This window comes from Flavobacteriales bacterium (assembly GCA_020635795.1).
Lineage (GTDB): Bacteria > Bacteroidota > Bacteroidia > Flavobacteriales_E > Vicingaceae > Vicingus.
This window is the reverse complement of the sequence record JACJZD010000003.1, coordinates 254,354-279,693: the sequence shown is the minus strand read 5'-3', so window position 1 is coordinate 279,693 and position 25,340 is coordinate 254,354. Positions and strand designations below refer to the sequence as shown.

The following is a 25,340-nucleotide window of genomic DNA, read 5'->3' as shown; positions in this document are numbered from 1 at the left end:
TAAACCAGAAAAAATACCAGTCGGCAAACATGACAATGATAATATACCATTTATTGGCGGAGAATTTGAAACTAAAAAAGGAGACGTTATCTATACCCTAACTGATGGTTTCCAAGACCAATTTGGTGGTGAAAATGGCAAAAAATTTAAAGTAAAACCCTTTAAGACATTTTTAATTTCTATTTCTCATCTCCCCATGAATAAACAAAAAGAAAAAATAGAAGAAACATTTATAAATTGGAAAGGGAAAGAGGAACAAGTAGATGATGTTTGTATTGTAGGTATAAAAATTTAATTCTAAAAGCTAAACTATAATCGACCATGAAAATTAAACTTGAATATAGAGACCAACCATCTTTATTAGCTAAAAAACACAAAAGCATGGCAAATGCTATTGATGAAGTAAGTAATAAAGGTGAACTTTCCATCCGGAAAGTTCGAGAAGTTTTTAATAATGATCAATTATATGAATTAGAGTTACAGGCAGCGATTTCTATCTGTAAAAAGATTAATTCTACATTTATCGAATTACCATATATTCCTAAAGTAGGAATGATAGTAAGAATCGAAGATTATTCTAACATTTTAAAACTAACTAAAGAAGAACTCACAATCGCAAAAAGATTTATATGCAGAGTCTCTTTCATTTGTATTCATCCCGAATATATTATTCTGAGCCTTACAGACACAATTCAATCTAAAAGTAATAACCTAAGTCACTTTCGCCCAATAGAAAAAGACTAATATTTATAATAGAAGGAAAGATAAATAGAACTACCGCCAACACGCTGTATATTGCGTTTTGCTTGCGAGCAGCTTAGTTATTTGAAACTTTTGTAAGTAAATGCCATTCATTTTGTAGGTGGTTATTTATAGGCTTTGCAAATTGCATCTTTGCCTCAGACAGCGAACTTCTTCCCTATCTGAAAATGATTTGCTCTTTGTTACATCTACAAAATTTCATTACTTTGGTGCTATTAATAAACTAAAAAAAACGCAACATACAGTTGTCGTTATGAGTAATTAAATTTCTCACTTCGTTTCGGGTTGCTTAGCTTTAAAACAACCATTTCGTTCCTCAACGGTTTGTTTTAAGAACTAAAACTTAAACCTTACCTGAAATTTTACATCACTCTTGGAATTTCCAACAATTTCTTCGAGTCCAGAACTAATGATGTCAAGGTTTTCGTAATGCGTTAAACCATATCGCAACCAAACATCAATACCACGCTTTACTTTATAGCGAACTGTTAAGTATGTTCTTGTTCCACGATTATAATATGCTGGAATAGAAAAACTATACAACACATCGTTTTCGTAGGCATATATTCTAGTATTGTACGAATCCGTATCAAAAATTCCATATCGTAACGAGAACGAAAAAGGGCTTTTTAAGCCTTGATAAATAATATCCTGATAAATTAAATAACCTGTTTCGAAAGGCGAACCTTGATGATCGACATTCACCAATTCTACTCTATTTTTTAACTTAAACGATGGAGAAATGTTATACGATAAATTGTAACGATAATTGGTTTGCTTACGCGAAACAATGTAATCGATACCATCTTCTAAATCAATATCGGTATTTTCTGGTTTATTTCGCTCACGCACACGTACATACATTTCTAATTTTTTAGATGGTTTGTACGTTAATTGAGTTAAATACTGATAACCATTACTCGGTGCATTTACCTGATATTTTAACCATGGAAAAACAAATTGATCGTAATACGCCGAAATGGTAAACTGCTTGGAGGGCGAAGCTACAAAGCCCATGTACAACCCTTTTTCGTTTTCGTTGGTAGAGTTCTCGCCAATTCCTACACTCGATATTGGATGAAAATCGCGAGCATAATCGCGGTACAACACCGACATCGAAAAATTATTCGCCAAATTGATTAAAGCTCCCGAAACAAATGCTGTTCCAGCATCAAGGCTTTTAGAGAATTCACCAAAAAAGTTAAAATTTTTATAAATCCAATTGTAATCTAGCCCTAAATTGGTTTGGTAACTCGATGCGTTTCTAAATTGACTATAGGTACTTAAACTAGGGTTAAAATTTGCATTAATCTCATCGTAAACTCCTGTAAAACCTACATTTAATTTTCTAACTTTATAAGCGATATGCCCTCCTAAAGTTTGGTTAATTATTGCATCTTTATCTTCTATTTCATTTTTTGTACGATGAAACCCTGTTTGTTGAAACGATGTTATAGTGGTTACATCGTCATCAATCAAAGTACTATCAGCTAAATCAATATTAGCATCAATCTTATTTCGCGAATAAAAAGTGGTTACTTCTATTTCGTTAAAATCAAGAGCAATACCTGCCCCTCTTAAAAACAAGTTTTCATCTACCGAGGTATATGGTTTTAATCCTGCTGCACTCCGTTTAACCATCATTATGTCTGCCGATTTACCGAATGCTATCCCAGACCAATACGTTAATCCTTGACCGAATTGTGCTTGATAATCTCCAATAGCCAACTGTTTTATTTTACCCTGATTTCGTAAAAAAAAGTGTGCCGAATAAAAATCAAACCCTTGTTGTTGTGTCCCATTAAAAAATTCTTCACCTGGGTCTTTATCTGCACTAAATCCAAAACTAATGTGATTACCGTAATTGTATTTGTATCGTGTAAAATACCTGTTTCTATCTCCTTTATACCTCGAATTTGGACTCGCCAATAAGGCAGAATCTGTAGTTGGTGAATACCCTTCTTTTTCTTCTAAAACACGTTCAAAACGAACAAACCACTGGTTTTCTCCATTCTTCAACAACTCCTTAAACGATAATTGAGGTGTATTAACATCGGAATTAACCTTAACAAAAGGTAACATTAGTTTTATGGTATTCAAATCGAAACCTTGAACCGTTTGTAATTCCTCTAAAGTCATTAACTTTCCATTCTTCTCAATATGAGTAATTAAATTATTGATTTGAATATCAGATAGCAAAGAAAGTTCGCGCAATTCATTAACATCTGCTCTATTAATGTTTAAAGGATTATCGAAATAAAAAGTTAATTGTTCAAATACAGTAGTATAATCAATATCACTTGCTTCTGCATTATCTACTAAATATTCAACTCGTTGTTCAATAATTTGGTTTTTTTCTTCTTCGGTAGTTTGAGCGTAAATAGAAAAAGGCAAAATGAGAAATACATAAAAAAGATGCTTCGACAGGCTCAGCATGACAGACGGTTTATGTTTTAACGAAATATGCACTATTTACTTTTAACGTATATCAATGAAACAGATGGTGTCAACCCTAATGTTTGATGGAAAGAGGATGATAAATCGACTTTAAACTGAGTAAATTTTAACCCTATTCCGAAAGAACTTTGTGTTGGATTGGTAGATATACCTCCTCTTAAATACAGCATTTCAATGGCATGGTACTCTACTCCAACTTTTACAACAGGTGTATAATTAATATCTTTTTCGGCTTCTACTGCTAAAAACACTTTATCAGAAAATTTATAATCCAATCCCAACTTCATAATGGTAGGAACACGCTCGTTATTATAATCAGCCAATTTTGTTCTGTTTGGGTTGTACACATGAACACCAACGGTAAGTTCTTTTGTTAATGGAGAAATTACCCCAATAGCAGCCGTAAAGGTATTCGACTGACCATAATCTGCCGTTAATCTATTGTTTAAATAGTTAAGCTGAACGCCTACAGCAACCTTTTCGGCTAATTTTATTCCGTAAGATAAACCTGCCTTGTTTTCGCTGTAAGCAGAATACCCAAAAGAAGTGATGCTAAAACCAAAAGTACCTGCTTTTAATGGTAAAACAAAAGCACCTGCTTTATAGCTGGTTTCTTTTAACATAAATCGGTTTTCGTAATACATCCCTGCGGATAATTCGTTTACAAAACCCAAGCCCGCTTGGTTGTTGTTGGTCGACCACAAATCGCTCAATGTTGTTGAAAATCCACCCAATGATGTAGCTCTTGAACCTATTACATCATTACCATTGGTAGCATTAGTTGTGTGCGTGAAAATCAAGCAAAATAATGCTATAAATATTTTAAGTAAACCGTTTCTCATTTCTACAAATTAACTCATTAAAATTATAAGTCTTTCAATCGCTTAATATTTCGCTCAATATATCCTTGTGATGTTAATAATGCATCTTGAATACGTTTGGCATATTTAATACTATCAATAATTTCTTTTTGCTTTTCTTCAACTAACTCTTTTTGTTTCTCAATAATAATTTTTTGATTTTGAGTTACTTTAAATCTATTGTACATTAACCCTGCAAAAACAATAAATAATATTAAGCCTCCATAAAGTGCAAAACGCTGTGTTTTTTCTTGTTTTAACTGTGCTTCTTGTTTGGCTATTGCCAAATCTTTTACTTCTTGTTCTTTTGCAAATTGTAAACTATCAGTCAGCTTTTTTTTATCGTACTCGTAATTTATTTGCTTTGTTAATATTGATTTTTGAGTTTCAGCATTAAATAAACTATCTTTCATTTGTACATATAAAATATGCATTTGGAGTGCTTCTTTATCTTTTCCTAATTTCTGATAAATATTAAACAACACATTTGAGCTTGATTCAATATTCCCAGTGAAACTCAATTCTTGAGCAATTTTTAATGCTTTTTTTCCATAAGTTTCTGCTTCGTTAAGCTTGTGTTGTTTTAATAAAAAATCTGCCATTTTAACATAAGAATTGTTCAACCCTTCATAATCTTTTATTTTTTCTCTTATTTCAATTCCTTTGTTATAAAAATCTAATGTTTTTATTGGGTCTCCATTTTTTAAATAATACGACCCTAAATTACTATAAGATTGGGCTATACCCTCGTTGAATTTAATCTTTGTCCGAATCTCTAAACATTTCATATGAAATTCAAGCGCTTTTTCATCTTGATTTAAATCTTCATATATTTTTGCCAAATTATTATAGACTGTACTTACCCCTATTTCATCTTTAATTCCTTCTCTAACTTTTAATGACTTTAAATAAAACTCTTCTGCTCGCTTCAAATCTTTTTGCATATAAAATAATGAAGCTATTGTGTTTAAGGCATAACCTTTACCATACTCATTATTAATGCTTTCTTGAATTTTCAACCCTTTATATGAATGTTCTAATGCTTTATCGATTAGTCCTAGTCGAACATAAATTGCTGAGTAGTTTGTATGCGTCATGTGGAGCATTTCAACATTGTTTGACAACTGAGCTAATCTTAACGCTCTATTTAAATACCCAATTGTTATATCGATATGACCTAAATCTTTCTCAAGCAACGCTATATTATTGCTTGCCATTATAATCCCATTTGTATCTCCTATCTCTTCAAAAACCTGCAAACTAATACCATATTGCTCTATCGCCTTTATGTAATTAGAAATAGAATGATAATAAAATGCCTTATTGTTAATAGCGGTTGCTTTATTAACCAAAATTTTATTTTTTGAATATTTTTTTGATTGAATTAAATGATCAGCTAACAAAATTGCTTGATTAGCAAATTTTTCTATTTCATTTATCTCACAAGCATCTGTAATTTCTACCAGCAATCTTAATTTAAGGGTGTCAGATGTTGCTTTCTGCAATTCATTTTTAAGTTCATCTAACTCTTGAGAAAAACAACTTGTAGAAAAAATAAAACCAAGTATTATGAGAATAATTTTATTCACTTTTCAATACTTAAATTTTTATAGCCACAACCAATACATCATCAACTTGTTCTAGATCTCCTTTCCAATTTTCAAAAGTTGTATCTAACTTTTTTCGTTGTTCTTCTAATGGTAGTGAAGCGTTTTCAATTAAAAATTGTTGAAACGGTTTATACTTAAATTTTTTACCTTTTTCACCACCAAATTGGTCGGCAAATCCATCAGTAAATGAATAAACAATGTCTCCTTTTTGTAAGTCAACTTTTTGCAACGAAAAAGAGTTTAGTTCGCCATGATATTTACCTACTGGCATTTTATCTGGTTTAAACTCTAACATTTCTCCATTTCTATAAATCCACAATGGATTATTAGCAGCTGCAAATTCTAAAGTAGCATTTTTAAAATCGAATGCACACAATACACAATCCGTCCCATCTTTATTTTCTTCACTTTTATCTTCCGAGTCTAACGATTCGATAATTCCTCTACGAACATTGTTTAAAATTTCGTGAGGCTCAACAATATCTTTCTCAATAATAGATTCATTAAGATTGGATATTCCCAACATACTCATTAATGCACCTGGAACACCATGACCTGTACAATCTGCAGTACATAAATAAAACAATTCATCTTTGCCATTTTTTGGTTTATGTGCCAACGCATAATAAAAATCTCCGCTTACTATGTCTTTTGGTTTATAGTAAATAAAAAAGTTGTTGTTTTCTGTAATATTTTCCATATTATTTTCTATTTCTGATTTTTAATATTTTCCCAAGTGGTAAACATAGTTTCTTGTGAAGGTCGGTTCGGCTCTTCATTTCTCAATGGCTCACATTCTCTAAGAGTTTCGTAACACTCTTTTGGCAAGGTTTGATACAACTTTGTACCCTTAGTTTTCCAAGCTATCATATCATCACTAACTTGTTTAATTACTTGTGCAGGATTACCTACCAACAAACTCCTTTTTGGTATTTCCATTTTTGCAGGAACAAACGATAAAGCGCCAACAATACATTCATCACCCATTTCAACCTCATCCATCACTACACTATTCATCCCTATCAAACAGTTTTCGCCAATGGTGCCTCCATGCACTATAGCTCCATGACCAATATGAGCTCCCTTTTTCAGTAAAGTCGTAGTTCCAGGAAACATGTGTATGGTACAATTTTCTTGAACATTACATCCATCTTCAATAATAATTTTACCCCAATCGCCACGAATGGCAGCGCCAGGTCCAATATAAACATCCTTACCAATAAAAACATTACCAGTTACTGCTGCTTGTGGGTGGATAAACGCTGTTTCGTGTATAACAGGTTTAAATCCGTTGAATTCGTATATTGCCATCTTTTTTGCCGTTATCTTTGTAAAGATAAAGTATTTCTAATAATGATGTTAAGAAAATTTTCACAGCAGTTTTTTGTCGTTTTCTTATTGTTGATTTTCTCGACTAATAGCGTCTTTAGTCAAGAACCATCGTATTCCATTATTGGAGAAAATGAACTAGCTGGATTAGATATTTATACCTTAGCTCAAGATAAAAACAACTTTATTTGGTTAGGAACAGAAAATGGAATTTATCGCTACGATGGTTATATTTTTAAAAAATACGATAACGAAAACTTAAAAGCCAAATCCATTTTTGGGTTTAATAAAGATAATAATGGCGATTTGTATTGCTTTAATTTAAGTGGTCAGGTTTTAAAAATAAAGCACGATAGTATTGAACTGTTTTACCAAATTCCCGACTCGCTATTATCAAGTTTTTATGAAATTGCATTTGACTCGGATAATAATTTAATTGTAGTTGGTTTAATTCCTTTTTGGATAGATAAATCAAAACAAGCTCACCTTTATTTTAACTCAGGGAATAATTCATTTATGACCTCAGTAAAACGAGACAAGTCAAAAATCTATTTTAGCCGACAAATTGACGCTCAATTTGAGGTAGAAATTATAGATGGTAAAAAAAGTAGCTTATTGTATTTTGATAAAAAAGGGAAAAGCCCAAAAGTTATCATGCAAAACACCAAAGGTTATACCATAATTAAAGACCGCGATGATTTTAATTACTATGAAATTAAAGGCGACTCTGGTCTGTTCCAAGACTTCTTTTTAGATGAAAGTATTAGTCATCAATTTTCAAACGTAAGTTATTTATCGCCCGATTCAACCTTATGGCAAAGCACCCGAAAAGGTAGTTCCATTGCTCTTAATAAATACAAAACGGCTCCTTTCCATAAACGATTATTATTTAACAACTTCTACATTTCATCATACTTGCAAGATGCTGAAAACAATTTATGGTTAGCAACTTTAGGAAAAGGAATTTTGTTTGTACCCAACACTAAAGTATTAAGTTTTAGAAACAAAGCTGAGCTTGACAATGAAGTGTTTACTAAAATTATTAGCGATAACAATAAAATTTATGTGTCAACTCAAAGCGGAAAAATTTACGAATACCAACAAGATAATTTCTCATTAATTTACAATCAAAACGAATCAAAAATTAGTGTCTTAAAACTTGATTATAACAAGGAAAACTTAGTAATAAATGGTTCTCACTTACCGTATAGCTTCAACCTAAAAACTAAAACAAGAAGCCCTTTTATTGAGATAGGTTCTTTAAAAGATGTGGATTGCTACAACGATTCTGTATTTATTTTAGCCACCAACAAAAGCTTGGTTTTTTACAATAAATATTTAAGCCGTGAGGTTGTAACCAATTTTAAAATACCCAAAAACGTTGGGCGTACTTCTTCGGTATTTTATCAAAAATCGGAGCATAAAATTTGGTTGAGCACCTTAAAAGGATTAATGGTTTTTTCTGAAACAAATGCTCCTCAAATTTTCGATAGCATTTACGCTACAAGTATAATTGAACACAACAAATCCATTTGGGTAGCTACAAAAGACCAAGGTATTTACCGATTTGAAAACGGAAAAATAACACAACATCTTACCTCTAAAAAAGAATTGTTATCGGACATTGTGTACAAACTATTGGCTGTAAATAATAATAATAATAATAATATATTTATTTCACACGAACATGGGTTGCAAGTGTATGATTTACAAACAGGAAAATCATCAAATTTTGATCAAACGGATGGATTGTTCTCTAATCGTATAAGCGATTTTACGGTTCAAAACAATATGGTATGGGTTATTACCAACAAAGGATTACAGTTTTTTAATTACAAAGATGTTTCTAAAAATTTATCACCACCCAATATTATTATTAATCAGGTTTTTGTTAACGATTCTTTAGTGGATTTTAACACCAGCAAAACCAGCTTTTTCAATTATAACGAAAATCGTATTACCATTAACTTTATTACAACAAGCTATCACCATCAAGGAAAGTTAAAATACGCCTACAAAATAAATGAGCTAGGAAACAAATGGCAGTACAAAAATTTTAAAGATAACACCGTAGAATTTACTTCTCTTCAACCCGGAAGCTATACATTTACTGTTAAATCTATTAGTGAAAATGGGATTGAAAGCTCACCTATTTCATACCGATTTATTATTTCACCTCCTTTTTGGCAAACATGGTGGTTCTATGTTGTTCTAGCTTCAATTTTTGTGGGTATAACCATTTTAATTTACCGGTTTGAGTTAAAAAAACAACGCAGAAAAATTGAATTGCAAAACGAGTTGAATGCTTCAAAATTGATAGCCATTCAATCGCAAATGAACCCTCATTTTATTTTTAACGCCATCAATTCTATTCAAGATTTAATTTTAAAAGGCGATATTGATAATTCATACAATTACATCATTAAGTTTTCAAAATTAGTACGTCAAACATTAAATTTTTCCGACAAAGAATTTATTGATATTGAAGAAGAAATAGAGCTTTTAGAAACTTATTTGGAGCTAGAAAAACTTCGTTTTAAAGACGATTTTGAATTCAAAATTCACATTAACAATGCTGAGGATATTCAAGTGCCGCCAATGCTCATACAGCCATTTGTTGAAAATGCCATAAAACATGGCTTATTGCATAAAGATGGATTGAAAAAAGTAGACATTTCGTTTAACATGAACGACACCTTACATTGTACCGTAACCGATAATGGAGTTGGTAGAAAAAAAGCTCAAGAAATAAAAGACAGACAACAAAAAAAGCATCAATCATTCTCAGTAAATGCGACCAAAATACGTTTCGATATCATGAAAAATCATTACAAACAAAGCTTAGGTGTATTTTATACCGATTTAGAACAAAACGGTGAGCCTATTGGAACAAAAGTGTTGATTAATATGCCTTTTAAACAAAATTATTAGACTTTAAAAATTGTCGTTGCTAAATTATTATAGTCGTTACTAAAATATAATTACAATCTCCAAATATGGTTTTATATATTTGAAACATGAGTGCAAAACTAAAAGCCATATTGGTTGATGATGAAGAAAGTGCTAGAAATGTACTGACCAATTTATTAAATCGTTTTTGCCCTCAAATTGAGGTTATAGAAACCTGTACCAATGTTTTAAGTGCTGTTGAAGCCATAAAACGACACAACCCTGATGTAGTTTTTCTAGACATTGAAATGCCCAATTATGCTGGTTACGAATTAGTATCATTTTTTGAGCATGTAACATTCGACATAATTTTTGTAACTGCCTACGACAAGTATGCCATTAAAGCTTTCGAAATTTCGGCAGTTGATTATCTTTTAAAACCTGTAGAAATAGACAGATTGAAACAAGCCGTTGAAAAACTTGTTGTTAAAAACAACTTACTTAATCCCAATAAAAATTACAATGCTTTAAAAGATAACCTCAAGGCTGAAAGCATTTCAAAAATTGTGGTACGCAAAAACGATGGTCAAGAAATTGTGGCTATAGATGACATTATAGCTATTGAAGCGCAAGAATCTTACAGCTGTATTCATACCATTTCTGATAATTATTTAATGAGCAAAAACCTCAAACACTTTGAAACTATTTTTGAACAGAACAATAGCTTTTTTCGTTCACACAAATCGTGGATGATAAATTTGAATAAAGTAAAATCTTTTTCGAAAACCAAACTCGAAATTGAATTAGAAAACGGCATTGTTGCCAAACTTTCGAAATATAAAAAACCTGAGTTTGAAGAGGTCATGATGTGCTAGACACTAGACACTAGACACTAGACAAAAAAGTCCATTGCTAAACAAAAACGTCCATTGCTAAACTAATTTAACTGATATGTGTTTTACAACATAGTTTTGTAACAAAAAATTCAAACTATGAAAAAAACACTACTCTCTATTTTCACCATTCTTACCGCTTTTGCGGCAAATGCTCAAGTAACTAACGGGCTTGTTGCAAGTTATAATTTTAATGCTTGTAACGGTGTCGATGCAATTGCGCCTAAAGCAAATGGAAATCCTGTAAACATTTCTTATGCTGATGATAGATTTGGAAACAAAGGTCTTGCAGCAAGTTTTAATGGATCAAATTCAACAGTAAACATTGGAGCAAATATACCAAAAACTCAAATGACAACTGGTTTAACCATCTCTGCTTGGATAAAAGCTGATGGAGTAATTAACCAACAGGTTATTGCATCTAAATGGACAAACTCACTTAATGTTGATCAATTCATTTTTATGATTGCTAATGGTAAAACATTTTTAGCTATTGGAAAATCTGGATTTTCAGCAACTGGTTATAGTGGTAGCATAAGTTTATCACCAAACACTTGGTATCATGTGGTTGCCACTTGGGACAACTCTGGAAGACACCGAACTTATGTTAATGGAACATTAGATTTAGATGTTGTTGACCCAACTTTTACAGCTATAAACGGTACTTCGGCTGCTAGTTTATGTCTAGGATCTCAAAATAATGGTAGCTCTCGACTTTATGATGGTTTAATTGATGATGTAAAAATATACAACAGAGCTCTAGATTTAACAGAAGTAAACAGCTTGTATAACGAAGCTAACCCAATAACCAACAACTTAATTTCAAAATATACTTTCAATAATGTTGCAACAGATGAAATAAGTTATAACGATGCTGCTACAACAAACATTGTTTATGTTAATGACCGTTTTAGTAACCCAAACCAAGCAATTGACATTACAACTACATCACACCTAAATTTAAACGACAGCTACGATGGTTTTGCAACTGGAGCAGCAGGTACAATAAGCTACTCATGTTGGGTTAACTTTAAAACGGTTAATTCTACATATCAAATGATAATTATGAAACAAGCTGATTCGGGTTGTAGTGCAAACGACAGACAATACATGTTACGTTTAAATGATAATAACAAATTGGACATTAATGCCGCTGGTACATTATCACCTTCAAATAATGTTGCTTATGAAGGTAGCACTACAATAGTAGCTGGGCAATGGTACCACATTGTATTAACTTATGATGCCTCAATTACATCAGGAAGTAGATTCAAAATTTATTTAAATAACGTGCAAGAAACCTTAACTCAAACAATCTCATTAGGTTTGGGTATAAACAATGGTATATTAGATGGTAATGCTCACATTGGTATTGGAGCTTATTTAAACGCTGCTGGTTCAATTTGTGTAAATACTCAACGATTAAATGCTTATTTCGACGATTTGTATGTGTACAACAAAGTTTTAACTCCAGCAGAAATTAGTAATTTATATAACGGAACAGTAGGCATTGAACAAGCTAACACCAAAAACAACATGAGCATATACCCAAACCCAGTTAAGAATATGTTACATATTGCTACTGAAGAAAAAGTGAGTAAATTAAGTATTTACAACATTAGCGGTAGCTTAATTAGAAGCTACGACAACATTGATAATACCATTGATGTTAGCAACTTAACAAAAGGTATGTATATTTTGGTAGTACAATCGGAGAAAGGTATTTCTCAGAATAAATTTATTAAAGAGTAAGTAGTAAGTTAGTTTAAGTTTGAGAAGAGTCGTTAGTCGTAGATTAACGGCTCTTTTCTGTTTTAACATGTAGCTGTTCTCGATACTGCAATATTCCGCTAAGGCTACATATTGCAAACTCGAACTGACACTGTCGTTTCGAGTGCTCGACTGTAAGGAGAGTGTATCGAGAAATACTGTTTTGCAAAACAAATTATTATATTGGTTATATTTGGGTAAAATATAGTGCGAGTAATGTGCCTATGGAATTTATTCGGAATTTAGGCTCAAGCTAATAAATATGAAAGATTGGATTAAGAATGATAGAATAGTTTTTAAAATTGGTTCACTAGAGTGGCTAAACTATTATGGATTACCAGCTGGAATATTAGGACTTAGTCTAATTCAATTGTTTTTCTTGTTTAAGGACTTTGACAATCTGAAATATGATGTTATTCTTTTAAATTTCTGTTTAACATTGATTTTAGGAATTGGAACATATTATTTGCAAATCATACGATTAAGATTCAAATCATTTAAGATTAATAAAGACTTAGACGCTTTTAAAAATGAGATTAGATTATTATTCGATTCAAATAAATGGAAAATAGATTATGACAATCAACAATATATGCAAGCAACATATAGAGGAAGTATCTTTAATCTTGATATGATTACTTTAAGATTTAAAAAAAATGAAATTCAATGGAATGTAATCCATCATCCTTGGAGTCATAATGCAATTGCAGCTCTTTTGACTTTAAATCGACAAGGTTATAAAATGATTAAGCAAATAAAAGCAATTGCATAGCATAACCCCTATCTATCGCCAGCGTCCGCTGGTAATTTAAAAACAACTATTCCAAGCACAGTTTTTACTAGCTAGAATCAGATTTACCAAACAAAAATATCAAACTTGCTTTTTGGTCGTTGGTTAACACGCCAGTTAAACCCTTTTAAAGTTACATCTTTTGGCGAGGGCTCTTTTATAGGATACAAGGTTGCGGTGGGGTCTTTTATAAATGTTAACGATGATAGTTTACTATCGTCAATAAAAATAAGCATGTTGTTGCCTTTTGCTTTGTTTACGCCAATGTATTTGCCAGCTTCGTCTCTACCGTAATAAATGGTTTCAGCATTTTGCATTACCTCAATTTTGTGCAATTCATCACCTTTAAAATATCCAATCATGCTATCGCCTTTTACTTGGTTAAAATGCTCAAACAAGGAATCGGCTTTTGAAATAATAAAGGAATTGTTGTTCAGGTAAATGGAATTGATTTTCTTGTCCTTCATCAACAAATAAATAAAATCGGCAGTCAGTTGGTTTTCGTCCGACCAAATTACTGGGTCGTTATAAAAATTGACTGTAGAATCAGAAAAATTATACAATACCGAATCGGCTTTGCCTTGCATATCCGTTTTGTAAAATTTAACCCGATTGTATGCAAACAAATTTCGAATGGTGTCGGTTTGATTTGGTATAGAGTCGTTCTTTTTTAGTTGAGTAGAAAGTTTAAACGTATCGGCATGCATAAACAAAGTATCGTCTTTAAAAATCTGTTTTAGCAAAGCTTCTTTGGTAATCATTACACTATCTTTTTGCTGAAACAACCGAATTAAATCGCCTTGAAGGATAATATTTTCTACTGTATCGGTAATAGAACCATTACATTTTATTTCGCCGTAACCAGTCTTTTTTTCGTAATACAGCGTATCGCCTTGAATTATTTTTTTATCAGAATACAAGTACGCATTTTTGAAAAAATTCGACACATCGGTTTGGGTGTTGTACCAACCATTTTCACAATAAATGTAATTGTCTTTGTTGGTTATGGTTGTTGGTCCAAAAAAGCTAGCCACTTTCGAATTAGAATTAAACTGCATGGTATCGCAATTTATTTTGTACTCGGGGTTCGATAAAAATACTTTATCCTTAAAGAAAAACGATTTTGCATCGGGGTAATAATAGCCCTGTTTACTGGTTAAGGTGTTGTTCTCTTTTTTACTCACCAATGTTCCTCCACCAAAATAATAGGCTACATTGTTGGCTCTATCGTAATCTAAATAGTTGGTGGTTAAAATTACATCGGTATTAATTAGTTTTATGTTGCCTCGCAACAATGCTTTTTTGGTTACACCGCTATAGTTTAACGAGTCGCCAAAAAGTTGGAGCGAATCGCCTTGTGTTATACGAACGTGTCCGTAAGCATCCATACTATTGCTTTCGGAATAGAAATACGCACTATCGCAATACATTAAGGCATCGTCGTGTTTAAACTGAACATTGCCAATTAACCGTTTGGCTTTACTGCCTAATGTTTCGTCAAACTCTAAACTGTTGGCATTTAAAATTTCAATTTGAGAAGTTTTTTGGGCAAATGAAACCGCTGGCAATAACAATAACAACAAGTTTATTATACAAAAATACCCCGAATACTTTTTCGGGGTGGTTTTGTATGTATTGAATAATCGTTTCACCAATTTTTATTTTTCGTAGAGACAGATGATTATCTGTCTCAAATATGCTATAAAACAGATAATCATCTGTCTCTAAGCTTATGGTTTAAGCCAATACTTTTTCTCTAATCAATGTTTGTGTTCTGTCTGGACCAACAGAAACAATAGAAATAGGAACGTTTAATTCTTGCTCTAAGTATTCGATGTATTGATTTAATGCTGATGGTAATTGATTAATCGACGACAATTTAGTCAAATCCGATTTCCAACCTTTCATTTCAACATAAATAGGTTCTACTTTTTTAGAAACAATATCGTAAGGCATGTAATCAATTACTTCACCATCAATTTTATAATGTGTACAAATTTTAATGCTTTCAAACGAGTCCAACACATCAGCTTTCATCATAATTAATTTGGTAACACCATTAATCATAATAGCATATTTTAATGCAGGTAAATCAATCCATCCACAACGTCTTGGTCGCCCTGTAGTAGCACCAAATTCGTGTCCTGCTTTTCTTAATAATTCGCCTGTTGCATCTTCCAATTCTGTTGGAAATGGTCCACTACCAACTCTTGTGCAATATGCTTTAAAAATACCAAACACTTCACCAATTTTATTCGGTGCAACCCCTAAACCAGTACAAGTTCCAGCCGTTGTAGTGTTTGATGATGTAACAAATGGGTACGAACCAAAATCAACATCTAACAAAGTACCTTGAGCACCTTCTGCTAAAATAGATTTGTTTTCATTTATAGCTTGATTCAAGTAGTGTTCGCTATCAATAACTCTTAACGATTTAATTAAGGCAACACCTTCAAAAAATGGTCCTTCTAATTCCGATAAATCGTATTCGTAATCATGGAATTTTAAAATTTGCTTGTGTTTTTCGACTAAAGCATTGTATTTATCTTGGAAATTTGTTTCGAAAATATCACCTACTCTCAACCCATTTCTACCCGTTTTATCCATGTAAGTTGGTCCAATTCCTTTTAAGGTAGAACCAATTTTTTCTTTTCCTTTTGATGCTTCCGATGCAGCGTCAATTAAACGGTGGGTTGGTAAAATTAAATGGGCTTTTTTAGAAATCACCATTTTATCATTAACATCAACATTTAATTTAAAAAGTGCATCAATCTCTTTTTTAAGAATAACAGGGTCAATAACTACTCCGTTACCAACCACATTCATCACATTTTTATGAAAAATACCTGAAGGAATGGTGTGTAAAACGTGTTTAATTCCATCAAATTCTAAAGTATGACCAGCATTTGGTCCTCCTTGAAAACGTGCTATCACATCATATTTTGGAGTTAATACATCAACAATTTTACCTTTACCTTCGTCTCCCCACTGAAGACCTAATAGAACATCAACTTTCATTTATTCTTAATTTTTTATCAATTCTAATTTTGCATTCTCAACACTATCTTTAATATTAAAAACACTATTTAACTTTGTTATTACTAATAATTTATTGATTTTTTCTGGCACATTAACTACCACTACATCACCACCGTTGTTTCTAACTTTCGTTAAAATTTGAATAAAAATACTCAAGCCGGTACTATTCAAGTATTGCATGTCTTCCAAATCAATTATTATGTTTTCTACGCCCTCGTTCAATTCAAAATCAATCTCGTTAAACAACTCTCCAACTTGCTCTTTACCTATTAAGTTACCTTGCAAAGCAATAATTAAGAGATTGTTATCTTTTTTTATTTGATACGAAAAGCTCATTGGTTTTTATTTTGTTTAACACCATAAAAATTAAGGGAATGATGCAAGATTTTAATATCAAACATCTCCTCTAACGTTGCCTTAATATTTTGAATTCGAGGGTCGCAAAACTCAATAACCTCTCCACTACTTAAAATAATGTGGTCGTGTTGTTTTGACCCATGCGAACGTTCAAATTGAGCAATGTTACTTCCAAATTGGTGTTTACGCACCAAATTAGCATTTAACAACAACTCTATGGTATTGTATAATGTTGCACGACTCACACGATATTTTTTATTTTTCATCGTGATGTACAATTCTTCTACATCAAAATGATCTTCGCTTGAATAAATTTCTTGGAGTATAGCATATCGTTCGGGAGTTTTTCTATGCCCGTGTTCTTCTAAATATGCAGAGAAGATATTTTTTACTTTTAATTGTAATTCTTCTTTCGAACTCATTTTTGAGTGTTAAAGAGTAAAATTAACTATTTATAAAGAAGATAAACCAAATGTTAGCGCATTGTTGAAAAGTTTGTTACTTGTCAACTCTTTCAACACGAGTAACACCATTTAATTTTTCCAATTTTTTAATTAAACTGTTTAGGTGAGAAGTATCATAAACATAAACCATAATCATCCCTTCAAAAATTCCATCATGACTATCAAAACTTATCGAACGCATGTTAACATTTAACTCGTTTGAAATAACTTGGGTTATAGTGTTTACAATACCAACATCATCAATTCCGAGTATTTTAATGCCTGCTAAGAATGCAATTTTTTGATCATCAATCCAGCGCGCCTTTATTACTCGGTAAGCATAATTCGAAAGCAATTGAACAGCATTTGGACATTTGGTTTTGTGTATTTTAATACCCTCATTAATGGTAACAAACCCAAAAACTTCATCGCCAGGAATTGGATTACAGCAATTCGCTAACTTATAATCAAGTTGCTGCATGTTATCGCCAATTACCAACATTTCTTCCGACTGTGGTTTCTCTTTTTTGCTTGTTAAACGCTGACTAAAAATATTGGTAACTCTTGATTTTATTGATTTTTTTGGCTGTAAAACTCCCTTTTTTACCTCAAATGCTTTTAAGTGATTTAAGTCGATCTCGCCTTTTGCAACACGGTAGTACAAATCCGTTGGAGAAGTTACCTTGTAATACGACTGAAGTAATTTCAAACTAATGTTTTGGTAAGATATTTTTAATCGTTTAAATTCTTTCTCCAATATCTCCTTACCTTCTTCGGCAATCTCTTTTTTCTCATCATTTAAAAACGATTTTATTTTTGATTTTGCACGATGTGTTTTAACAAAACTCAACCAATCTTCTTTAGGCTTTTGTTTTGCAGAGGTCAAAATTTCTACTTGGTCACCACTTCTAAGTTCGTGGCTTAACGGTACTAATTTGTTGTTCACTTTTGCTCCTAAACAATTAACTCCTACCTGCGTGTGAACTGAAAAAGCAAAATCTAACGCACTTGCACCAGATGGTAGGTTTTTCATATCGCCATTGGGCGTAAACACAAAAATTTCTTCGTTGTATAAATTCAATTTAAAGTCGTCGATAAAATCTAAAGCATCAGCATTATGATTTTCCAACAATTCTCTAATTTGATTAATCCATTTATCGAATCGACTTTCTTCTCCACCTTCTTTGTATTTCCAATGTGCAGCAAAACCTTGTTCGGCAATTTCGTCCATTCGTTTTGAACGTATTTGCACCTCAACCCATTTACCTGTTGGGCTCATAACCGTAGTATGCAGCGATTCATAACCGTTCGCCTTAGGTACCGAAATCCAATCTCGTAACCGCTCAATATTAGGCTGATAAAAATCGGTAACAATGGAGTATGCCCTCCAACAATCTGTTTTTTCGTTTTGTGTATCGGCATCTAAAATAATTCTGATGGCAAACAAATCATATACCTCTTCAAAAGGCACATGTTTTTTTTGCATCTTGTTCCAAATGGAATAAATTGATTTTGGACGACCTTTTATTTCAAACTTTAAACCGTTTTCTTCTAACGCTTTTTTTATAGGAAGCGAAAATTTATTGATAAATCGCGTACGTACTTCTTGTGTTTTTTCTAATTTTTTTTGAATCTCATCAAAGGCTTCTGGTTCCTGAATTTTTAACGATAAATCTTCCAACTCTGTTTTCATACTATGCAACCCCAATCGGTGAGCCATTGGTGCATATAAAAACAAAGTTTCTGATGCTATTTTCAACTGTTTATCACGTTTCATAGAACCTAAAGTTCTCATGTTATGTAAACGGTCGGCAAGTTTGATTAAAATAACTCGAACATCTTCCGAAAGGGTAAGTAAAATCTTTCTAAAATTTTCTGCTTGTATGGAAGTGTTAAAATCCACCACATCAGAAATCTTCGTCAACCCGTCAATAATTTGAGCCTCTTTTTCACCAAACATATTGGTGATATCTTCTAACGAAATCTCGGTATCTTCAACAGTATCATGCAACAAAGCACATATCATAGAAGTAGCTCCTAAACCAATTTCTTCAGCACAAATTCGAGCAACAGCAATAGGGTGGTAAATATATGGCTCGCCAGATTTTCTTCGAACACTTTTATGTGCCTCGTTAGCAACATCAAAAGCCTTTCTAATCCGAGCTAAATTTTCAGGAGTTTTTTTACAATGTATTGCCGAATCAAGCATGGCTTGATAGGCTTGTTCTATCTCAATCTTTTCTTTTTCTAAATCAATTTCCATTGTAAATTAACAATTTTGGTATTTCCAATTTCGGTTTTTACCTTCTAACAACCATTCTATGGTTTGGGTAATTCTTTTCTGTTTAGTCGAATCTTGTTTTGCTTCAGTAATCCACTCTATGTATTCCTTCTGATGGGTATAAGCAAAATTATCAAAAACCTCTTTCGCTTTTGGATGCTGCTGTAAAACATCCTTTAGTTCTTTAGGAACAACTAAGTTCTTTTTTTCTTTAACAACTTTTGGCAGTTGTATTCCTTTTTCATTTAACATTACCGCCTCTTGCATCAACATCAATAAAATCTCATCAGAAGGTAAATCGTTTAACGATTTTATTTTTCCGAAACTACCCATTCCATCTTCAGCACCATCCAAACTCTTAATTAGTTTCTGTTTCCAAAAACCAAATGCACAATGTTGTTTAAAGGCTGCCATGTTAAACAACATTCCTTTGTATTCAAAATTTGGCATTCCCCACTTAATGGTTTCTTCTATATCAGGATTTACTTGATGAACCAATGCCCTTAGTTTACTTAAAATAGGCTGAGCAAACTCAGCAGATTTTGCTATATATTCATCAACTTTTGGATTCTTTGGCATATTATTACACTCTTTCAATAATAGTGGCATAACCTTGACCAACACCAATACATAAGGTTACTAAAGCATATCTTTTGTTTGTTTTTTGTAATTGGATTGCGGCAGTTTGTAAAATACGAGCACCTGTCATACCAAGTGGGTGACCTAAAGCTATTGCACCACCATTTGGATTTATTCTTGGGTCGTTATCAGCCAAGCCCATTTTGCGTGTACAAGCTAAACTTTGAGCAGCAAAAGCCTCGTTAATTTCTATAATATCCATATCGTTTAAGGTTAAACCTGCTCTTTTTAATGCTTTTTCTGAAGCATAAACAGGTCCAATACCCATAATACGTGGTTCAACCCCTGCAATAGCACTCGATACAATTCGAGCCATTGGTTTAAGATTGTATTTTTTCAACGCTTCATCAGAAGCCACTAATACAGCAGCAGCGCCATCGTTTAACCCAGAAGCATTACCAGCAGTAACCGTTCCTCCTTCTTTTCTAAAAGCTGCCCTTAATCCACCCAAAACTTCTAATGTAGTGGTAGGTTTAATAAATTCATCTTGCGAAAATATTTTTGGCTCGCCTTTACGTTGAGGAATTTCTACGGCAACAATTTCTTCAGCCAATCGACCATTTTTTTGAGCAGCAGTAGCTTTCATTTGGCTCCAATACGCAAATTGATCTTGGTCGGCTCTACTAATTTTATACATGTCAACCAAATTTTCGGCAGTTTCACCCATGCCATCCACACCGTATAAAGCTTTCATTTTTGGATTAATAAATCTCCAACCAAAACTAGAGTCGTGCATTTCTACATCTTGCCCGAATGGTTTAGAGGCTTTAGAAATTACCCAAGGTCCACGTGTCATGTTCTCTACTCCACCACCAATATACAAATCGCCATCGCCAATTTTAATTGCTCTTGACGCATTGATAACCGAAGCCATTCCTGACGAACATAAACGATTGATGGTTTCGCCACCAACTTGCCATGGCAAACCAGCCAACAGTCCACACATACGTGCTACATTTCTGTTGTCCTCACCAGCTTGATTGGCACAACCAAACAACACGTCTTCAATTTCCTCAGTAATTATATTGGGGTTTCTTTTTATCAATTCTTTAATTACTATAGCGCCTAAATCATCGGTTCTAACTGCCGACAAAGTGCCTCCAAAATTTCCTATTGGAGTTCGTATAGCATCAACAATAAATGCTTCTTTCATACTCAAAATTCGTTTGTGTTAAATTAGATAGTAAAGGTAATAAAATTTTGAGGCTGTGAAAACTAGTTTCAGTACTAGAATAAATAATTTAAATCAACACAAAATCAACACTTATCTTTACATCTCCATTAACTACAACAGACAGCTGATGTTTTCCCATATAATGCTTTCGTGTAGTTAAATCGGCAAACTTGTGTGTGCGAACGAATTGTTTTTTAGTGTTGCCAGGAAATGTAGCTTCACTTATTTTAAAAATTTTAGGAGATTGGCTTCCGTTCGATTTCATAAAATGAATGATATACTCCAAACGCAAAGTTCGCTCAGTTTTATTGGTATTATGAACATAAAAAGAAAAAGTAAACTCTTCACCTATCTTTAATCGATTTTTTGAAAGTATTAATTCTTCTACTTCAATATTTTTAGCATCGGCTGTTCCAAAAATTGATAAGGCTTCTTTATTACCACTTTTTAATAAAGAGCGTAACGCATGTTTTACAATCCAATCTGTATTCTTGGATTTTCCATGCCATTTTTTACAAATATCCAGCACCAATTTTGGGTGATTTTTACTGATGTCGTTTAAATGATTGGCAACACTTTTTCTGACATAAAGCGATTCATCGTTTTTTAAGTTTTCCAATATTGGTAAAACCGGACTGGGGTCTTTTATAAATCCTCGTATTGGCTGTGCCCAAGGCAACTTTGGTCGAGATCCTTCGCTTGCCAAACGCCTTACATGATGGTTTTTACTTTTACTCCAAACCAACAATTGCTTAACCGCTTCTTTAGGATATTTTTCAATAAATGGGCGTACAGCAAATTCGCTTGTAGAAAATTCGGTTAAAAATTCTAATGCTTGAATTGAAGTTTTAAAATTATCTAACCCATACACTTGAACAAAATCAGGAAAAATAAAACCTTGAATTCCAGAAAATTTTGGAGCTACATTTTTAATGATTTGAATTTGTTGGATATAATCTATTGGTAAAAACTCATGTATTTTATTGGTAATAAAACGCATTCGTTCTTTAAGTTCTTTATTTTGCCAATCGGCTGTTAAAGTTGCTTTTACAAACCTATCACTTTTAAATTCAGCATTAACTTTTAAAAGTTCATTCGCTAGTTTACAAACAAAAATTTCGTTAAATTCTTCCTTAAGATTCATTTAATTTAAAATGAAGTGCCACAGATTCACAGATTAAAAATAATGTCTTTTAATCTGTGAATCTGTGGCAAAATTATGTATTACCAAATTTTAACTCTTAAACTATCGTTGGCAACCATTTTGTTCCCTGATTTACACCCAAAAGCTTCATCAAACTCAACCAAGTTAGTTAATGGTCCTAATACCCTGTATTTTGTTGGTGAGTGTGGGTCAACATTTGCTAAACGAACAGCTTCCTCATCTTTAATGTTTGATGCCCAAACTTGAGTCCAACCCAAAAAGAAACGTTGCTTGTAAGTAAATCCATCAATTGGTTTTGGTTCTGCTTTGCCTTCGTAAGATTTTAGCATGGCATAATAAGAAAGTGTAATACCTGCTAAATCTGCAATATTTTCACCCAATGTTAATTCACCATTTACATAGGTTTCGTCAACCACATTGAAAGCATTAAATTGATTAACCAACTTACCTGTTAGGTGTTTAAAATTAGTTAAATCCTGCTCACTCCACCAATTTCTCAAATTACCATCGCCATCAAACTGACTACCTTGGTCGTCGAAACCATGAGAGAATTCGTGACCAATAACTCCACCAATACCACCATAATTAATAGCATCATCTGCATCAGGGTTAAAGAACGGAGGTTGTAAAATTGCTGCTGGAAAAACAATCTCGTTCATGGTTGGATTGTAATAGGCGTTAATGGTTTGTGGTGTCATTCCCCACTCTGTTTTATCAACTGGCTTACCAATTTTAGCTACCATTTCAGCATATTCAAAAGCCCTCACGTTCATCATATTTTGAACAAAATTATCCTTCACTATTTCAATAGAAGAATAATCTTTCCATTTATCTGGGTATCCAATTTTATAAACAAATTTGCTCAACTTATCCAATGCTTTTGTTTTGGTTGAATCACTCATCCAATCCAATTTTTGAACTCTTTCTTTAAATACTCCTGCAATATTATGGATGTACCCTAACACGCGTTTTTTCTGATCTTCTGGAAAATGTTTCTCAACAAATAATTTTCCAATTTGCTCACCCACAAAGTTGTTTGAGTTTTCTAATGCTCTTTTCCAACGAGGCTTCATTTCTTTAACTCCTCTAAGCGTTGTTGAATAAAATGCAAAATGTTGTTGTTCAAAATCGCTACTTAAATAAGGCGCAAAATCGTTTAATGCCTGCCATTTTAAGTACACTTTCCATTGGTCGATAGAATATTGTTTTAATGTTTTTGATAAAGTAGTAAAATATTTTGGTTGGTCAACAACCAATTCAGTAACTCCAGAAATATTTGCCGATTGTAAAAATTTATTCCAATCAAAAATTGTACACAGTTTTTGAAGCTCATCAACCGTCATTTTGTTGTACGTTGCCACAGGGTCTCTTCGTTCTAATTTTGTTAACGATGCTTTCGCTAATTGAGATTCTATGGCTAAAGTATTTTTTGCATTTTGTGCAGCAGACTCTTCAGTTTCACCCGATAGTTTAAATAAGGCTACCATGTGTTTTTCATATTCTGCTAGAATATTCTTGCCTCTGTCATCAGTAGGAAAATAATAATCTCTATCTGGCAAACCAATACCACCTTGACCTAAATAGAATATATTTTGATTACTATTTCTGGCATCTACATATACATAGTAAGAAAACATTGAACCAGAACCTTTTACTTTTAAATGAGCCATTGTTTCAACTAAACTTTGAATATCAGTAACTGCATTTATTTTTTCCAACAAAGGTTTTAATGGCGAAATACCTAGCTTGTCTGCATTGGTGGAATCAAAAGCTGCTGTATAAAAATCTCCAACTTGTTGTTTTGGAGTACCTTTTTTTCCTTTAGCTGCTGTCGCCTCTTCAATTATTGTTCTTAATTTAATGTTGTTTGCTTCGTTTAAAATATTAAAACTTCCCCAACGACCTTCTGTTTCAGGTACTGGGTTGTTTTTTTGCCAATTACCAATAGCATATTGATAAAAATCTTCGCAAGGTATAGCCGTTGAATCAATATTGGCTAAATCAAATGCTGGGATTTTATTAGAATCTTCTACTTTTTCTTCTTTTGGGGTTTCAGAGCCACATGAACTTAATACGGCTAATCCTATAACAACAAACAAATTTGTTTTAATTTTTTTCATCGATTAAATGGTTTAGTTAGTAGCCTTAAAAGTAGCAAAAATATCTCTTAAATAGGCTTTTATCTTTTTTTAAGATTTTTTTGTGGAATTTTAGCTTTCCTATCATCTAGCTATTAAAACAATAATTTTTTGATGTTATTTTTTAAAAGTAAAAATATTTCAAAGCACTCCGACAACGAACTTATTGCTGAATACAAAAGCAATGGAGACAATGCTGTTGTAGGAGAATTGTTTAAACGATATTCGCATTTAGTTTACGGTGTTTGTTTAAAATATTTAAAAAATGAAGACAAAAGTAAAGATGCGGTGTTGGAAATATTTGAACAATTGTTGGTGGATTTATTAAAACATGATGTAAGCAATTTCAAATCTTGGTTACACAGTGTAGCTCGAAATCATTGCTTGATGTTTTTAAGAAAAGAACAAACTCAACTAAAAAGAGCCAACGAATACGAATATGCTTTTGATGAAGAAGATAGTTTTGACACTCCTTTTCAAACACACGAAAAAGAACAACAAGAAGTACAATTAACTGATTTAGAAAAAGCATTAGGTGAATTAAAAGAAGAACAACGTATTTGCATTGAACTCTTTTTTTTAAAAGAAAAATGCTACGAAGAAGTTGCTGAATTAACAGGTTTTACCATGAACCAAGTAAAAAGCTACATACAAAACGGAAAACGAAATTTAAGTTTAAAATTAACCACATAAATAAAAACCAACACGCAAAACAATTATGATTACTTATTACTAAAAACAATG

21 protein-coding genes are annotated in these 25,340 nt (G+C 32.5%); 7 read left to right on the top strand and 14 right to left on the bottom strand.

Annotated elements, in window-relative coordinates:
• The coding region (locus tag H6589_10370) for a SpoIIE family protein phosphatase (protein MCB9175001.1) at positions 1-295 on the top strand (295 nt) is incomplete at its 5' end.
• 26 nt (positions 296-321) lie between these two features.
• A complete protein-coding gene (locus tag H6589_10365) occupies positions 322-744 on the top strand; it encodes a hypothetical protein (protein MCB9175000.1) in 423 nt (140 codons plus the stop codon).
• A 354-nt stretch (positions 745-1,098) separates the two neighbouring features.
• Here the strand turns inward: H6589_10365 and H6589_10360 are convergent, their stop codons facing one another.
• The 5 genes from H6589_10360 to H6589_10340 are packed head-to-tail and all read right to left on the bottom strand — an operon-like array spanning position 1,099 to position 7,000.
• Positions 1,099-3,198, bottom strand: a complete 2,100-nt coding sequence (locus H6589_10360) for a helix-hairpin-helix domain-containing protein (protein MCB9174999.1) — start codon at positions 3,196-3,198, stop codon at positions 1,099-1,101.
• Between the two features lie 32 nt (positions 3,199-3,230).
• Positions 3,231-4,061: a hypothetical protein gene (locus H6589_10355; GenBank protein MCB9174998.1), complete on the bottom strand. Its 831-nt coding sequence runs from the start codon at positions 4,059-4,061 to the stop codon at positions 3,231-3,233.
• 23 nt (positions 4,062-4,084) lie between these two features.
• On the bottom strand, positions 4,085-5,668 hold the full coding sequence (locus H6589_10350; GenBank protein MCB9174997.1) for a tetratricopeptide repeat protein: 1,584 nt from the start codon (positions 5,666-5,668) through the stop codon (positions 4,085-4,087).
• A gap of 10 nt (positions 5,669-5,678) precedes the next feature.
• On the bottom strand, positions 5,679-6,389 hold the full coding sequence (locus H6589_10345) for a SpoIIE family protein phosphatase (GenBank protein ID MCB9174996.1): 711 nt from the start codon (positions 6,387-6,389) through the stop codon (positions 5,679-5,681).
• Between the two features lie 8 nt (positions 6,390-6,397).
• On the bottom strand, positions 6,398-7,000 hold the full coding sequence (locus tag H6589_10340; protein MCB9174995.1) for a transferase hexapeptide repeat family protein: 603 nt from the start codon (positions 6,998-7,000) through the stop codon (positions 6,398-6,400).
• Positions 7,001-7,042: 42 nt separating this feature from the next.
• Between H6589_10340 and H6589_10335 the strand changes: the two genes are divergently transcribed.
• From H6589_10335 to H6589_10320, 4 genes are all read left to right on the top strand, one after another.
• Positions 7,043-9,949, top strand: coding sequence for a histidine kinase (locus tag H6589_10335; protein MCB9174994.1), 2,907 nt, complete (start codon positions 7,043-7,045; stop codon positions 9,947-9,949).
• A gap of 86 nt (positions 9,950-10,035) precedes the next feature.
• Positions 10,036-10,782 (top strand): response regulator, encoded by a 747-nt coding sequence (locus tag H6589_10330; GenBank protein ID MCB9174993.1) that lies wholly within the window; start codon positions 10,036-10,038, stop codon positions 10,780-10,782.
• 117 nt (positions 10,783-10,899) lie between these two features.
• Positions 10,900-12,552, top strand: a complete 1,653-nt coding sequence (locus H6589_10325; protein MCB9174992.1) for a T9SS type A sorting domain-containing protein — start codon at positions 10,900-10,902, stop codon at positions 12,550-12,552.
• A 280-nt stretch (positions 12,553-12,832) separates the two neighbouring features.
• Entirely contained in the window at positions 12,833-13,342 is a 510-nt protein-coding gene (locus tag H6589_10320; GenBank protein MCB9174991.1) for a hypothetical protein, read from the top strand.
• A gap of 83 nt (positions 13,343-13,425) precedes the next feature.
• On the opposite strand, the gene H6589_10315 is transcribed toward H6589_10320, so the two are convergent.
• The 9 genes from H6589_10315 to H6589_10275 form a co-directional block, all read right to left on the bottom strand.
• Entirely contained in the window at positions 13,426-14,928 is a 1,503-nt protein-coding gene (locus tag H6589_10315; GenBank protein ID MCB9174990.1) for a hypothetical protein, read from the bottom strand.
• Positions 14,929-15,097: 169 nt separating this feature from the next.
• Positions 15,098-16,378 carry an adenylosuccinate synthase gene (locus tag H6589_10310; protein MCB9174989.1) on the bottom strand — a complete coding sequence of 427 codons (1,281 nt, stop codon included), beginning with the start codon at positions 16,376-16,378 and terminating at the stop codon, positions 15,098-15,100.
• A 6-nt stretch (positions 16,379-16,384) separates the two neighbouring features.
• Entirely contained in the window at positions 16,385-16,735 is a 351-nt protein-coding gene (locus tag H6589_10305) for an STAS domain-containing protein (protein ID MCB9174988.1), read from the bottom strand.
• Entirely contained in the window at positions 16,732-17,178 is a 447-nt protein-coding gene (locus tag H6589_10300) for a transcriptional repressor (protein ID MCB9174987.1), read from the bottom strand. The genes H6589_10305 and H6589_10300 overlap by 4 nt, the downstream gene beginning before the upstream one ends.
• A gap of 76 nt (positions 17,179-17,254) precedes the next feature.
• Positions 17,255-19,462, bottom strand: coding sequence for a bifunctional (p)ppGpp synthetase/guanosine-3',5'-bis(diphosphate) 3'-pyrophosphohydrolase (locus tag H6589_10295; protein MCB9174986.1), 2,208 nt, complete (start codon positions 19,460-19,462; stop codon positions 17,255-17,257).
• A 6-nt stretch (positions 19,463-19,468) separates the two neighbouring features.
• The gene (locus H6589_10290; protein ID MCB9174985.1) at positions 19,469-20,059 is read right to left on the bottom strand and encodes a YdeI/OmpD-associated family protein; all 591 of its coding nucleotides are present in this window, start codon (positions 20,057-20,059) and stop codon (positions 19,469-19,471) included.
• Positions 20,060-20,063: 4 nt separating this feature from the next.
• Positions 20,064-21,272, bottom strand: coding sequence for a 3-oxoadipyl-CoA thiolase (gene pcaF, locus H6589_10285; protein ID MCB9174984.1), 1,209 nt, complete (start codon positions 21,270-21,272; stop codon positions 20,064-20,066).
• Between the two features lie 88 nt (positions 21,273-21,360).
• Complete coding sequence (locus tag H6589_10280) at positions 21,361-22,437, bottom strand: DNA alkylation repair protein (GenBank protein MCB9174983.1); 1,077 nt, start codon at positions 22,435-22,437, stop codon at positions 21,361-21,363.
• A gap of 80 nt (positions 22,438-22,517) precedes the next feature.
• Positions 22,518-24,578: a M13 family metallopeptidase gene (locus tag H6589_10275; protein MCB9174982.1), complete on the bottom strand. Its 2,061-nt coding sequence runs from the start codon at positions 24,576-24,578 to the stop codon at positions 22,518-22,520.
• A gap of 132 nt (positions 24,579-24,710) precedes the next feature.
• Here H6589_10275 and H6589_10270 point away from each other — a divergent pair, with 132 nt between their 5' ends.
• The gene (locus tag H6589_10270; protein ID MCB9174981.1) at positions 24,711-25,289 is read left to right on the top strand and encodes a sigma-70 family RNA polymerase sigma factor; all 579 of its coding nucleotides are present in this window, start codon (positions 24,711-24,713) and stop codon (positions 25,287-25,289) included.
• Positions 25,290-25,340 lie beyond the last annotated feature (51 nt).

Bases quoted from the DNA above. Each gene is read 5' to 3' on its own strand.
- H6589_10280 (MCB9174983.1), bottom strand. From the start codon at position 22,437: ATGAATCTTAAGGAAGAATTTAACGAAATTTTTGTTTGTAAACTAGCG.
- H6589_10360 (MCB9174999.1), bottom strand. From the start codon at position 3,198: ATGCTGAGCCTGTCGAAGCATCTTTTTTATGTATTTCTCATTTTGCCT.
- pcaF (MCB9174984.1), bottom strand. From the start codon at position 21,272: ATGAAAGAAGCATTTATTGTTGATGCTATACGAACTCCAATAGGAAAT.
- H6589_10325 (MCB9174992.1), top strand. From the start codon at position 10,900: ATGAAAAAAACACTACTCTCTATTTTCACCATTCTTACCGCTTTTGCG.
- H6589_10320 (MCB9174991.1), top strand. From the start codon at position 12,833: ATGAAAGATTGGATTAAGAATGATAGAATAGTTTTTAAAATTGGTTCA.
- H6589_10305 (MCB9174988.1), bottom strand. From the start codon at position 16,735: ATGAGCTTTTCGTATCAAATAAAAAAAGATAACAATCTCTTAATTATT.
- H6589_10295 (MCB9174986.1), bottom strand. From the start codon at position 19,462: ATGGAAATTGATTTAGAAAAAGAAAAGATTGAGATAGAACAAGCCTAT.
- H6589_10310 (MCB9174989.1), bottom strand. From the start codon at position 16,378: ATGAAAGTTGATGTTCTATTAGGTCTTCAGTGGGGAGACGAAGGTAAA.
- H6589_10355 (MCB9174998.1), bottom strand. From the start codon at position 4,061: ATGAGAAACGGTTTACTTAAAATATTTATAGCATTATTTTGCTTGATT.
- H6589_10345 (MCB9174996.1), bottom strand. From the start codon at position 6,389: ATGGAAAATATTACAGAAAACAACAACTTTTTTATTTACTATAAACCA.
- H6589_10290 (MCB9174985.1), bottom strand. From the start codon at position 20,059: ATGCCAAAGAATCCAAAAGTTGATGAATATATAGCAAAATCTGCTGAG.
- H6589_10340 (MCB9174995.1), bottom strand. From the start codon at position 7,000: ATGGCAATATACGAATTCAACGGATTTAAACCTGTTATACACGAAACA.
- H6589_10300 (MCB9174987.1), bottom strand. From the start codon at position 17,178: ATGAGTTCGAAAGAAGAATTACAATTAAAAGTAAAAAATATCTTCTCT.
- H6589_10270 (MCB9174981.1), top strand. From the start codon at position 24,711: ATGTTATTTTTTAAAAGTAAAAATATTTCAAAGCACTCCGACAACGAA.
- H6589_10275 (MCB9174982.1), bottom strand. From the start codon at position 24,578: ATGAAAAAAATTAAAACAAATTTGTTTGTTGTTATAGGATTAGCCGTA.
- H6589_10365 (MCB9175000.1), top strand. From the start codon at position 322: ATGAAAATTAAACTTGAATATAGAGACCAACCATCTTTATTAGCTAAA.
- H6589_10330 (MCB9174993.1), top strand. From the start codon at position 10,036: ATGAGTGCAAAACTAAAAGCCATATTGGTTGATGATGAAGAAAGTGCT.
- H6589_10335 (MCB9174994.1), top strand. From the start codon at position 7,043: ATGATGTTAAGAAAATTTTCACAGCAGTTTTTTGTCGTTTTCTTATTG.